This window comes from Aminobacter sp. MSH1, assembly GCF_003071665.1.
GTDB lineage: Bacteria > Pseudomonadota > Alphaproteobacteria > Rhizobiales > Rhizobiaceae > Aminobacter > Aminobacter niigataensis.
Genome location: NZ_CP026265.1, coordinates 3,012,217 through 3,024,746, shown reverse-complemented (window position 1 = coordinate 3,024,746; position 12,530 = coordinate 3,012,217). Strand labels below are relative to the sequence as shown.

The 12,530-nt window shown below is 63.0% G+C and carries 15 protein-coding genes; 12 read left to right on the top strand and 3 right to left on the bottom strand.

The window, feature by feature from the left end:
• Positions 1-3 precede the first annotated feature (3 nt).
• The 9 genes from CO731_RS14925 to CO731_RS14880 all read left to right on the top strand — a co-directional run bounded on the left by CO731_RS14925 (position 4) and on the right by CO731_RS14880 (position 8,080).
• Positions 4-663 (top strand): exopolysaccharide biosynthesis protein, encoded by a 660-nt coding sequence (locus CO731_RS14925; protein WP_108607795.1) that lies wholly within the window; start codon positions 4-6, stop codon positions 661-663.
• 6 nt (positions 664-669) lie between these two features.
• Entirely contained in the window at positions 670-1,437 is a 768-nt protein-coding gene (locus CO731_RS14920; protein ID WP_108607794.1) for a formyl transferase, read from the top strand.
• 135 nt (positions 1,438-1,572) lie between these two features.
• Complete coding sequence (locus CO731_RS14915; protein WP_108609854.1) at positions 1,573-1,875, top strand: virulence factor; 303 nt, start codon at positions 1,573-1,575, stop codon at positions 1,873-1,875.
• Positions 1,868-2,452: a methylenetetrahydrofolate reductase C-terminal domain-containing protein gene (locus CO731_RS14910; RefSeq protein WP_108607793.1), complete on the top strand. Its 585-nt coding sequence runs from the start codon at positions 1,868-1,870 to the stop codon at positions 2,450-2,452. The genes CO731_RS14915 and CO731_RS14910 overlap by 8 nt, the downstream gene beginning before the upstream one ends.
• Complete coding sequence (locus tag CO731_RS14905) at positions 2,449-3,549, top strand: methylenetetrahydrofolate reductase (RefSeq protein WP_108607792.1); 1,101 nt, start codon at positions 2,449-2,451, stop codon at positions 3,547-3,549. The genes CO731_RS14910 and CO731_RS14905 overlap by 4 nt, the downstream gene beginning before the upstream one ends.
• Positions 3,550-3,627: 78 nt before the next feature.
• The gene (locus tag CO731_RS14900) at positions 3,628-4,596 is read left to right on the top strand and encodes a methyltetrahydrofolate cobalamin methyltransferase (protein WP_108607791.1); all 969 of its coding nucleotides are present in this window, start codon (positions 3,628-3,630) and stop codon (positions 4,594-4,596) included.
• A gap of 174 nt (positions 4,597-4,770) precedes the next feature.
• Positions 4,771-6,879: an ASKHA domain-containing protein gene (locus tag CO731_RS14895; protein WP_108607790.1), complete on the top strand. Its 2,109-nt coding sequence runs from the start codon at positions 4,771-4,773 to the stop codon at positions 6,877-6,879.
• A 567-nt stretch (positions 6,880-7,446) separates the two neighbouring features.
• On the top strand, positions 7,447-7,749 hold the full coding sequence (locus tag CO731_RS14885; RefSeq protein ID WP_108607788.1) for a hypothetical protein: 303 nt from the start codon (positions 7,447-7,449) through the stop codon (positions 7,747-7,749).
• Positions 7,750-7,897: 148 nt separating this feature from the next.
• Positions 7,898-8,080, top strand: coding sequence for a hypothetical protein (locus tag CO731_RS14880; protein WP_108607787.1), 183 nt, complete (start codon positions 7,898-7,900; stop codon positions 8,078-8,080).
• A gap of 3 nt (positions 8,081-8,083) precedes the next feature.
• Here CO731_RS14880 and CO731_RS14875 read toward each other — a convergent pair whose 3' ends face one another.
• Complete coding sequence (locus tag CO731_RS14875) at positions 8,084-8,983, bottom strand: LysR substrate-binding domain-containing protein (protein WP_108607786.1); 900 nt, start codon at positions 8,981-8,983, stop codon at positions 8,084-8,086.
• A gap of 228 nt (positions 8,984-9,211) precedes the next feature.
• On the opposite strand from CO731_RS14875, the gene CO731_RS14870 reads away from it, so the two are divergent.
• From CO731_RS14870 to CO731_RS14865, 3 genes are all read left to right on the top strand, one after another.
• The gene (locus CO731_RS14870; protein ID WP_108607785.1) at positions 9,212-9,391 is read left to right on the top strand and encodes a hypothetical protein; all 180 of its coding nucleotides are present in this window, start codon (positions 9,212-9,214) and stop codon (positions 9,389-9,391) included.
• A 328-nt stretch (positions 9,392-9,719) separates the two neighbouring features.
• Positions 9,720-9,860, top strand: a complete 141-nt coding sequence (locus CO731_RS29075; RefSeq protein ID WP_183260583.1) for a hypothetical protein — start codon at positions 9,720-9,722, stop codon at positions 9,858-9,860.
• A 255-nt stretch (positions 9,861-10,115) separates the two neighbouring features.
• On the top strand, positions 10,116-11,117 hold the full coding sequence (locus CO731_RS14865; protein WP_055969222.1) for a GlxA family transcriptional regulator: 1,002 nt from the start codon (positions 10,116-10,118) through the stop codon (positions 11,115-11,117).
• Positions 11,118-11,124: 7 nt separating this feature from the next.
• Here the strand turns inward: CO731_RS14865 and CO731_RS14860 are convergent, their stop codons facing one another.
• Together CO731_RS14860 and CO731_RS14855 are read right to left on the bottom strand one after the other, a co-directional pair.
• Positions 11,125-11,508, bottom strand: a complete 384-nt coding sequence (locus tag CO731_RS14860) for a beta/gamma crystallin domain-containing protein (protein ID WP_245439359.1) — start codon at positions 11,506-11,508, stop codon at positions 11,125-11,127.
• Between the two features lie 81 nt (positions 11,509-11,589).
• Positions 11,590-12,432, bottom strand: coding sequence for a DUF1194 domain-containing protein (locus CO731_RS14855; protein WP_108607784.1), 843 nt, complete (start codon positions 12,430-12,432; stop codon positions 11,590-11,592).
• Positions 12,433-12,530: the final 98 nt, after the last annotated feature.

The following is a 12,530-nucleotide window of genomic DNA, read 5'->3' as shown; positions in this document are numbered from 1 at the left end:
TGCATGAATAGGCAAAACGACGAATCTGACGCGGGCGAAATCGCTGCTGCGCCGCAGCGGCGTCGCGGACGCAGGCTCTCCGCGATCTTTGCCCAACTCGCCCGCGACGCAAACGGCAACATCTCGATCGGCGACATCAGGGACACATTGGGCAAGCGCAGCTTCGCGCCGCTCCTGGTTCTGTTCGCCGCCTTCAATCTCTTGCCATTGCCGCCAGGCGCTTCGGCCGTGCTTGGCCTGCCCTTGCTGATCGTGGCGGCACAGATGGCCTTTGGCAGCAACCGCGCCTGGCTGCCGAACTTCATCACGCGGCGCTCGCTTTCGGCCGACCAGTTCCGCACCGTCACCGACTGGGTCATTCCCAGGCTGATCCGCCTCGAAGAGGTCGTGCGACCGCGCTACTGGCCGTTCTGGCGCAAGCAGGGCGACCGGGTGATCGGCATCATTGCACTCATTCTGTCGGTGTCGATCACGCTACCGATTCCGCTCGGCAACTGGCTGCCGGCATTTGCCACGGCCCTCCTCGGACTGGCGCTGTCGGAGCGCGACGGCATTCTTTTTGCCGTAGGCAGCGCCGTTGGCGTGGCCTCGCTGGCCGTTGTCGGTGTCGTGGTGGGCGGCGCCGGCTTTGCCACGCATGCCTTCATTGCCTGGCTGGGGTAGCTTTGAATGGGTCGCGGGCCTATCGTCTTCGTCACCGAAGGCGGCGAACATATCTGGGCTATCATCAACAGTTTGGCGGACCGCTTCGGGCCATTCACCGTCGTTCTCGAAACGCCCTACGCGAAACGTGAACTGCTGATCCGCCGGGCCAGGAAGCTCGGCTGGTTCTCCGTCATCGGCCAATTGGGCACCATGGTCCTGATCCGCATCGGAAAAAGGCTCCTCAACGGCAGCATCGAACGCATCGTGGCCGAGGAGAAGCTCGAAACCAGGCCGCGTGCCGGTCAGGAAATCGTATCGGTTTCATCTGCCGACGGCCCCGAACTGGCCGAGACGGTACGCCGGCTCGAGCCGGCGGTGGTGTTCCTCGCCGGCTGCAGGCTGGTTTCGGCAAGCACCCTCGCAGGCATCCCCTGCCCGGTGGTCAATTACCATTCCGGCATCAACCCGAAATATCGCGGCATGAATGGCGGATACTGGGCGCTTGCCACGGGCGATCGCGAGAATTTCGGCTCGACCGTGCATCTGGTCGATGCCGGCGTCGACACCGATGCAGTGCTCTACCAGTCCCGGGGGACACCTGGAAAAAGCGACACCATCGCCAGCTACGCCATGCGCCAGGCCGCCTTCTCTCGCGACATTTGCGCCAAGGCCATCGAAGATGCCTTGAGCGGAACTCTTGCGCCGATCGACACCGGCCTGCCCTCCAGGCAATGGTACCACCCGACCGTCTGGGGCTACCTTTGGACCGGCATCCGCCGCGGCGTCTGGTAGCGCCGAAGCAACTATCCCACCTCTATCTGTTACGGCACGACGTCGCGTCGCTTTTGAATGCGCGCGCGTCGTCCCATAACAAGCAGCACCCCCGTGGTTGCGGCAAAGCTCAACGTCACTGAAAGCGAGATCGAAATGGCCGACCTGATCATCGTCTACTGGCGCGACATCCCTGCCCAGGTCATCGTCAAGAAGGGCCGGCAGAACGCCAAGCGCGAATTGCCGCTGCGGTTCACCGAAGCGATCGACATGTGCGCCATGCGAACGGGTGCCGGCGACACCGACGCCTATCTGGCAGAGTGGCGCAAGGCCGATCCGGTTCCGGTCAGCGACGACCTCGAAGCGGAAGCCGACAAGGCAATGGCCGAGATCGATGCGAATTTCACACGTGAGCGGCTGGTCGCTCTCGTCAAGGCAGGCGGCAAGGACGATGGTTGATACCCAGCCGACGGTAACCCAGGCGACTTTGGTCAAGAAGGCCGCGCCCAAGAGCGATTACAAGCCGGCCGATGTGTCGCCGCAGCGCCGCGTCCAGCGCAGCTATACGATAAGGCTTTGGTCGATCCGCCATTCGCGCCTGCTCGAATGGTTCTACAGCCGCTTCGCGGACATGTTCCTGTTGCTCCACCCGTTGTGGAAGAAGATCGGCTATGGCCGCGTCGAGGCTCCGATCAAGTTTGTCGAGAAGCGGGTCAAAGGCCTGATGTTCGACTGCCGCATGTGCGGCCAGTGCGTGCTGTCGTCGACCGGCATGTCGTGCCCGATGAACTGCCCCAAGCAACTGCGCAACGGCCCTTGTGGCGGTGTGCGCGCCAACGGCAATTGCGAGGTCGAGCCCGACATGCCCTGCGTCTGGGTCAAGGCCTGGGAAGGTTCGCGCAACATGGTCAAGGGCGACGCCATCCTCAACGTCCAGAAACCGGTCGACCAGTCGCTGCGCGAAACCTCGGCCTGGCTCCGGGTTACGGCGCAAGCGGCAGCCACGCGTGAAACCGCCAGCAAGGAAGTCGCATGAACCCGCCGCGCCCGCGCCAGCCCGACGAGCACCCCGACGGCATCGACCTGCCGCTTGATCGCCTGCCCGGCCATTCGTCGCGCGGCCGCCTGGAGCGCGTGCTGCGCCGGGGCGAGTTCGCCGTCACCACCGAGTTGAACCCGCCCGACAGCGCCGACCCCGAAGACGTCTACAACCGTGCCAGGATTTTTGACGGCTGGGTCGACGGCATCAATGCGGTCGACGCGTCGGGTGCCAACTGCCACATGTCGTCCGTCGGCATCTGCGCCCTGCTGACCCGCATGGGTTACGCACCGATCATGCAGATCGCCTGCCGCGACAAGAACCGCATTGCCATCCAGGGCGACGTGCTGGGCGCGGCCGCCATGGGCGTCGCCAACATCCTCTGCCTTACCGGCGACGGCGTGCAGGCCGGCGACCAGCCCGGCGCAAAGCCCGTATTCGACCTCGACTCGATGTCGTTGCTCGAAACCGTCCGCATCATGCGCGACAACGGCAAGTTCCTGTCGGGTCGCAAGCTGACGACCCCGCCGCAGCTGTTCCTCGGCGCAGCAGTGAACCCCTTCGCCCCGCCCTATGACTTCAGGCCCGTTCACCTGGGCAAGAAGATCGCCGCGGGCGCGCAATTCGTGCAGAGCCAATATTGCTTCGACGTGCCGATGTTCCGCACCTTCATGCAACAGGTGCGCGATCGCGGCTACGACGAAAAATGTTTCATCCTGGTCGGCGTGGGCCCGCTTGCTTCGGCCAAGACCGCCAAGTGGATTCGATCAAACGTGCCGGGCATCCATATCCCGGACTCGATCATCGCTCGCCTGGAAGGTGCCCAGGACCAGAAGAAGGAAGGCAAGCAGATCTGCATCGACATCATCAACGAGGTGAAGGAGATCGCCGGCGTGTCGGGCATCCATGTGATGGCCTACAGGCAGGAGGAGTATGTTGCCGAGATCGTTGATGAATCGGGTGTGCTGAAGGGCCGCCGGCCGTGGAAACGCGAAGCCCGCGCCGATGACCAACTGGTCGCTGACCGACTTGAGCACCTCCTGCATGACGACGTTACCGAATCGCAGGTCGACATGGTGAAGACCGCACACTGACTGCCAGGCGCGACCGACGCGCTTGAACGAAAACAGACAACGATATAAAGAAATCTTTATATCCCACGGAGAGGATTCATGACCCGCACCATCGTCGCCTCGGCGACCCGCGAAATCGTCATCGGTTTCGACCAGCCCTTCTGCGTGATCGGCGAACGCATCAACCCGACCGGCCGCAAGAAGCTGGCCGCCGAGATGATCGCCGGCAATTTCGAGACCGTCATCAGGGACGCGCTGGAGCAGGCTGCCTGCGGCGCGACCATGCTCGACATCAACGCCGGTGTCACGTCGGTCAACCCGAACGAGACCGAACCGGGCCTGCTGGTGCAGACATTGGAGATCGTTCAGAACCTCGTCGACCTGCCGCTGGCGATCGACAGCTCGGTTTCGGCAGCCATCGAAGCGGCGCTCAAGGTCGCCAAGGGCCGCCCGCTGGTCAACTCCGTCACCGGCGAGGAAGAAAAGCTCGAAGCGATCCTGCCGCTGGTCAAGAAATACAACGTGCCCGTCGTTGCCATCTCCAACGACGAGACCGGCATTTCGATGGATCCGGATGTCCGCTTCGCGGTCGCCAAGAAGATCGTCGAGCGTTGCGCCGACTTTGGCATCCCCGCCCATGATGTCGTCGTCGACCCGCTGGTCATGCCGATCGGCGCGCTCGGCGATGCCGGCCGCCAGGTCTTTGCGCTGCTCCGCCGCCTGCGTGAGGAGCTCAAGGTCAACACCACCTGCGGCCTGTCCAACATCTCGTTCGGCCTGCCGCACCGCCATGGCATCAACGCCGCGTTCATTCCGATGGTCATCGGCGCCGGCATGACCTCGGCGATCATGAACCCGGTGCGCCCGCAGGAAATGGAAGCGGTCCGCGGCGCCAATGTGCTCAACGGCACCGACGAGCACTGCACCAACTGGATCAAGACCTACAAGGACTACAAGCCGGCCGAAGGCGGACACGCCGTGGCCGCACCGGTTGCGGTCAATGCGCCAGGCGACGCCGCCGGTGGCCGCCGCCGTGGCGGCCGCGAGGCCCGGATGGCCAGGGGGTAACCAGCCGATCGTGAACAGAAACGCCGCACTTGATCCTGGTCGCGCTCCCGCTGCAGGGGAGCCACAGGCCGCGGCGTCTCGGAATTTATCTTCTCCCCGGCTGCGGGGAAAAGATGCCGGCTTGCGTATCGCGGATAGCTCGATCGCCTGGCCGGTGCAGATTGGAGCATTGCCATGAACTCGCCCGCCAACATCACCGATCCGCTGGTGCTCTTCATGCCATCGGGCAAGCGCGGACGGTTTCCGGTGGGAACGCCCATCCTCGATGCCGCGCGCCAGCTCGGCGTCTATGTCGAGAGCGTGTGCGGCGGGCGCGCCACCTGCGGCCGTTGCCAGATCGAGGTCCAGGAAGGCAACTTCGCCAAGCACAAGATCGTCTCGTCCAACGAGCACATCTCGCCAAAGGGTCCGAAGGAAGAGCGCTACGAGCGCGTGCGCGGCCTGCCCGAGGGGCGTCGCCTGTCCTGCTCGGCCATGATCGTCGGCGACCTCGTCATCGACGTGCCGCAGGACACCGTCATCAACGCCCAGGTGGTGCGCAAGGCGGCCACCGACCGCGTCATCGAGCGCAATGCCGCCGTCCAGCTCTGCTATGTCGAGTTGGAAGAGCCCGACATGCACAAGCCGCTAGGCGACCTCGACCGCCTCAAGCTGGCGCTCGAAAAGGACTGGGGCTGGAAAGACCTGCTGGTTGCGCCCCACCTCATCCCCCAGGTCCAGAAGATCCTGCGCACCAAGCTGCCCGACCAGCCGGAAGTCACTCAAGGCAAATGGGGCGTGACTGCCGTGGTCCACCGCGACATGGATTCCTCGCGGCCTTTCATCATCGGCCTTTTCCCCGGCCTCAAGAACGAGGCCTACGGTATCGCCTGCGATATCGGCTCGACCACCATCGCCATGCACCTGGTGTCGCTGCTGTCAGGCCGCATTGCCGCTTCGTCGGGCACGTCGAACCCGCAGATCCGCTTCGGCGAGGATCTGATGAGCCGCGTCTCCTACGTGATGATGAACCCGGATGGCCGCGAGGCCATGACCAAGGCCGTGCGCGAGGCGGTCAATTCGCTGATCGGCAAGGTCTGCGAAGAGGGCCAGGCCAACCGCGAAGACATCTTCGACTGCGTCTTCGTCGCCAACCCGATCATGCACCACCTGTTCCTCGGCATCGACCCGACCGAACTCGGCCAGGCGCCGTTCGCGCTCGCCGTCTCGGGTGCGCTGCAATTCTGGGCGCATGAAATCGACATCGAGGTCAATCGTGGCGCACGCCTTTACACCTTGCCCTGCATCGCCGGCCATGTCGGCGCCGACGCCGCCGGCGCGACACTCGCCGAAGGACCCTACCGCCAGGACAAGATGATGCTGCTGGTCGATGTCGGCACCAATGCCGAGATCATCCTTGGCAACAGGAACCGGGTCGTTGCCGCATCCTCGCCTACTGGCCCGGCATTCGAAGGCGCCGAAATCTCCTCCGGCCAGCGCGCGGCACCCGGCGCCATCGAGCGCGTGCGCATCGATCCCGAGACGCTGGAACCGAAATACCGCGTCATCGGCACCGACAAGTGGTCCGACGAAGAGGGCTTCGAGGAAGAGTCGTGGACCACCGGCGTCACCGGCATCTGCGGCTCGGCCATCATCGAGGTCGTGGCCGAGATGTACCTGTCCGGTATCATCTCCGAGGACGGCGTCGTCGACGGTACGCTCGCAGCCAAAAGCCCGCGCATCATCCCGAACGGCCGAACCTTCTCCTACCTGCTGCGCGAAGGCCGCCAGGGCGAACCGCGCATCACCGTGACGCAGAACGACATCCGCGCCATTCAATTGGCCAAGGCAGCACTTTATGCCGGCGTGAAGCTGCTGATGGAAAAGCAGGGCATTGAGACCGTCGACACCATCCGTTTCGCCGGCGCCTTCGGCTCCTTCATCGATCCGAAATATGCCATGGTGCTTGGACTGATCCCCGACTGCGTCCTCGACGAGGTCAAGGCAGTCGGCAACGCCGCTGGCACCGGCGCCTTGATGGCGCTGCTCAACCGCGACCATCGCCGCGAGATCGAAAAGGAAGTCGGCCAGATCGAGAAGATCGAGACCGCCCTCGAACCGCATTTCCAGCAGTTGTTCATCAACGCCATGGCCCTGCCCAACAAGGTCGATCCGTTCCCGCGGCTCGCCGAGCAGGTCAAGCTGCCGCCGCGCAAGGCGGCCGGTGCGGAAGGCGAGGCCGCGGACGCCTCTCCGCGGCGCCGTTCTCGCGAGGAACGCGCGGCTCGCCGGGCCCGCGATTAAGCGAACTGTCATTGCAGTGGCCAGCGGTTTCGGCGGGGATTTGATGCCTCGCCGAAGCGCTTTTATGTTAGCATGACTGTATCGGGCATGTTTCCATTGCGCAACCATTCCGGCACAATCTTGCGTTGAAACGAAATCGACTCGAAACAAATACGAATTAGTTTCCGCTCGTCAATTGCCGCCTGCGGACGTCCCTGCATCGGCACTCACGATGAAAAGGAGACACCTATGTCGATAATTGGTTCGATAAGTCGCTACGGAGCCGACATCCGAAGGGCGCGGCGGGAAGCAAGGTCGCTGCGCCGGCTGAACAGCCTGCCGCCTGAGATCCAGAAGGACATCGGCTGGCCGGCAGGGAGCGATGAGCAGATCAGGGCGCTCCATTCGGCCTTCTTGGCGCGACGTTGAGCCTGTCCGGCATTCTGTTTCAGAATCCTCCCATCCTGAAACAGAAATGCGTCTACGCGATATCAAAGTGAAACAGAAGCGAACATAGACTTCTGCCCGGTCGGAGGCGTATCAAGTCTCGCGTAGCGCCGCCGACCCGTAGTTTCCAGGAGACGCTCCATGTCCATCATCGGTGAGTTCCATCAATTTGGCGCCGTGCTCAGGCATGCCCGTCGCGACGGGCGCGTTGAAAAGATGATGAACGGCCTGCCGCGCGAATTGCAGGTCGAACTCGGCTGGATCGAGGGGGCCTCTCGCCATGGCACGGGCACCGCAGGCCAGCTCCACAAATATGGTCGCGTGGCACTGCTGATGAACAAGCTGCCGCTCGACATCCAGATCGAGCTTGGCTGGCCGGTCGGCCCGCTGGCTTCGATGTCGAACGTGATCGCCTTCGACGGGCGGAAAGCACGTTGCGCGTGACCTTCGCCGAAAAGGTCCACCTGCTGGCCTTCCGCAGTCGCAGCGCCGGCCGGCCTGCCGCGGCCGACCGGCGCTTGCAATGGGCGCTCATGGCGACGCGTCGCGCTGGCTGATCCTCAGAACACCAGGCAAATCGACGGACAGGCACATGCCTCTTTTCGACGACCTCGGCCGCCTCGGTGCCCGCTACAAGCAGGCGCGCAGCGAGCGCAGGACCGCAAGCATCATGAATGCGCTGCCACCCGAGATCCAGCGCGACCTCGACTGGAACCCACCGCCGTCAACGATGGCGAAGGTTTATCGCTGGGCCGTGGTATCGGTCAGGCGCTGAACTTCAAAACTTGCCGGTAAGATTGAAGGTTTCGAATGCCGCGCGGATGTGGTCGGCGGCAGCCTTCACCGGCGCGCTGGCTTCCGGCGCCACGATCATCGCCAGGCTGTAGTTGCCGATCTCCGGCATGCCATCCTTGGGGCCGAGTTCGACGAGTTCATCACCGAGGAAGGATTTCGGCAGCGGCGCAACCGCGAGGTCTGAAAGGATCGCCGCGCGCTGGCCTGCAGTATGCGCGCTCATGTAGGCGACGCGGTAGTTGCGCCCCTCGCGGCCCAGCGCCTCCAGCGCCCCTGCCCGCCAGGCACAGCCCTCTTCCCACAGCGACACCGGCAACGGCTCGCGCATATGCGCGCAGCCGCCCTTGGTGCCGGCCCACACGATCGGCTCGGTCAGCAGCACTTCGGCGCCGGAAGCATTGGCCTTGCAGGCGTTGGTGAGCAGCGTGATGTCGAGTGCGCGGTCGTCCATGCGCCGGCGCAGATTGCTACTCTGGTCGATGATGACGTCGACGGCGATCGCAGGATGCGTCTGTGCGAAGCGCTTGAGCACGAATGGCAGCACACGCTCGCCGAAATCGTCGGGCGATCCCAGCCGCACCACGCCGACGATGTCGGGGATGATGAACTTCGACACCGCCTCGCGATTGATCGCCAGCATGCGACGGGCATAGCCGAGCAGCATCTCGCCATCGGTCGTCAGCGCCACCGAACGGGCATCGCGGAGGAACACCGAGCGGCCGAGAATGTCCTCGAGCTTCTTGATCTGCATCGAAACGGCCGACGGCGTGCGGAACACCGCATTGGCGGCCGTCGTGAAGCTGCCGGTTTCGGCGATCGCCACGAAGGTGCGCAGCACATCGAGGTCGAGCAGTGGCAGAGGATGATTGAGTGGTGCGTTCATGACCGATGTCCTTCAATATTTCTGATCGAACACATCATTTCATTTCGTTTGATTGAACCTCATGTTCGAGCGATAGTCAACTCCATCGAGGCAGGGGACATGAGCCCAGCATCGAGATTGCCCGGAAGAAGAAGCGCAAGAGTGCGCGAGACGGTTGCAAGCAGCGGTGCCCACCGGGCGAGCACCTAAAGCCGGCCTTGAACCGGCCCAAGAGGAAAGGTTACCGCAATGTCCATTCTTTCATCGATCGGTCGTATCGCCAGCGAATTCAACGCAGCCCGCGCCCGCTACCACACCGCACGGTCGGTCCGCTCTCTTCCGCTCGAATTGCAGAAGGACATCGGCTGGCCCGAGGCATTCGATTCCGAAACCGGCTATCGTCGGGGCAACAGCGGCCAGGTGCACTGAGCGCGACTGAAAGGGGCCTGCCGCACCAGGATCGGCAGGTCCGATAGCGCAGCCGCTTTCCGACCAGCCATGCAATCGCTGCACACCAAATGCGACCTGTATGCATGGCCACCAACCAACAACCCAAGCCGCTGTAAACATTGAATATTTTCCGACGGTTGACACCTGAGATCGAACCCTTCGGAAACGATGTCGCTTTTGTCGCTCGCCGCTTCGCTTTTGCAGCATACCGGGCCCAGTCCAAGCCCTATATGCGCATCATCAAACGAGCTGCCCCACTCCAGAGCGCGAAGGCACCCCGTGTAACCTCGATGCATGGAGACGTGTCATGAAGATTTTCGCCCGCCTGTTCGGCATCAGCCGCAACGCAACGCTTTCGACGGCGATCGAGCGCCAGCGCCTTGCCAAGACCATGCCCGGCCAGACCGGAGCCTTGGCCGCCAATCGACTTGGCATGCTCGTCGGCTGAATTCGAACCGATCCGCTCCCTCCCGCGGATCGAGACCTGACCGCCCTCCGGCCCAAGTCCGGAGCGGCGGTTTTTTCGTAGCTTGTCGCCTCACAAGCGCCACACTGCCGAAAATCAGTCGACGCGGGGTATGCATGTCGCAGATTTAATTTTAGCGACAGCCCCAACCCCATTGACAGCAAGGGAATTTGCTGTTGTCGCTATGCTATTCGCGACATCAGGTTCGCGCCGTTTCCGGTCAGCGTGAGGGTTCCTTTGAACGCCATCAGACATCCGATCAAACGATCGCTTGTGTTCTTCCTCGTACCCGATTTCACCATGGTTGCCTTTGCAACCGCCCTCGACCCGCTACGCATCGCCAATCGCATGCTCGGCTACGAAGCCTACAAATGGCGGCTTGCCAGCATCGACGGCAAGGCGGTGCGCGCTTCCAACAGCGTCGAATGCGCCGTCGACACCTCGCTCGAAGAGGAACGCAAGAAGATGGCCGGGCCCGAGCGCCCCTCGATGGTCATCGTCTGCACCGGCATCAATGTCGAGACCTACACCAACAAGTCGGTCTTCGCCTGGCTGCGCGAGGAATACAATCGCGGCGTCGCCGTCGGCGGCCTGTGCACCGGGGCCTATGTCCTGGCCAATGCCGGCCTGCTCTCCAACAAGCGCTGCGCCATCCATTGGGAAAACCTGCCCGGTTTCTCCGAGGCATTCCCCAAGGCCAATGTCTATGCCGACCTCTTCGAGGTCGATCAGAACATCTACACCTGCGCCGGCGGCACCGCAGCGCTCGACATGATGCTGAAGCTGATCGGCGACGACTTCGACGACAATCTCGTCAACCGCATCTGCGAACAGGTGCTGACCGACCGCGTGCGCAGCCCCACCGACCGCCAGCGCCTGCCGCTGCGCGCCCGTCTCGGGGTGCAGAACTCGAAGGTGCTGACCATCATCGAACTGATGGAGGCGAACCTGTCGGAGCCGCTGTCGCTGATCGAGATCGCCGACCATGTCGGCCTGTCGCGCCGGCAGATCGAACGCCTGTTCCGGACAGAGATGGGCAGATCCCCTGCCCGCTACTATCTCGAGATCAGGCTCGACCGTGCCCGGCACCTGTTGATCCAGTCATCGATGCCGGTGGTCGAGGTCGCAGTCGCCTGCGGCTTCGTCTCGGCCTCGCATTTCTCCAAATGCTACCGCGAGCTCTATGCCCGCTCGCCGCAGCAGGAGCGCCTCGACCGCAAGCAACTGATCGCGGCGTGAGCGGAGCCTACTGGTCGTCGTAACCGCCGTCCTGGTAGTCGTCGTAGCCTTGGTCGTCGCAGATGCACTCGGCCGACGATATCTGGTCGTTCCAGCCGCCGACCGAACGCACATTGCGGAAAAACTCCTGCGATGCGCCGCGCATCCGGGTGTGCTGGTAGACGACGAGCGAACAGCCCGGGGCAACACGCACCGAGGACACCCTGTCGTTCCAGAATTGGCCGTTGCGGAAACTGACGGACTGCCCTGACGCCATTGGCAGGACGCGCCCGCGAAACGAGACGTGCTCGTACATCTCGCAGGCCGTTTCGTCCTCATAGTCTTGAGCGCTGACGGTGCTGACCATCAACACCGAGGCGATGGCTGCAATTGCTGCTTGGCGGTTCACCATTCGAGTATCCTCCCAAACGTCCATGGTTCAGGGGACGTTCCGCCCCTCAACCTTGACGCTTGTGTGGCGACACTCGAGATTCTAGCGGCTGTCCCACAGCCAGGAGCGGTCGCGCCAGAGCTTCTCGCCGACCAGGCAATCGTATCTCGGTCGCGCCTGGGCAAGCACGACGGGCGGGTATGCAGCCTCTTCGGCGGCCCATTGCGGCGAAGCCGGCCCGGCCAGTTCCATCACCAGCTTGCGCCGTATCGCTTCGGGGAACTGCGACCATTCGTTGACCGGGATCATGAAGGCACCCGGCCCGCCGATGACGCAATCGGCGTAGTAGCGATCGAGGTCCTCGACGTCATAGGCATTGCCGAAGCCGCCATTGGTCATCAGCGGCAGCCCGTTGATCGTGATCCCCTGGGCCACCACCCCGTCACGAATGAGGTCGACCGGCGGCCCCTGGTTGTTCGGCCCGTCGCCCGAGATGTCGATCACCCGCTTCATGCCGCGAAAGGCGCTTTCGGCGAAAAGATCGCTGCCGAATTCGAGCGCGCTGGATATCGAGGTCCGGCGGGCGCTGTTGGGTGGCTTGGCCGTGAGCTGGCGTATGACGCGCTCGGCATCGGCGCGATTGGCAATGACCGTCCAAGGCACGATGACGATCTGTGAGGTCGATCCTGCCCATTCGACATAGGTGACGGCGATCTTGCCATGGGCACCCTCGGCGATGGCCTGAAGTACGCGTTCATGCGTCAGGGCGGCGGCATAGCCGTGGCGCTGGATCTCGAGTTCGTCGGGCGACATCGACAGCGAAACGTCGACGGCAAGCACCAGTTCGACATCGACCTGTTCGACTGCAAGGGATTGGGATGCAAGGCCAAGCATCAGCGCCACTGCGGCACCGCCTGCGAGAAGAGCTTTAGCCACAGCAGACATTCTTTGAGGGTAAGCGATAATCCTCCACTTCAAAAGAAAAGCCCGGCAAGAATGCCGGGCTTTTCATTCACATTGTTGCGAAGTGCTGTTCAAACGAG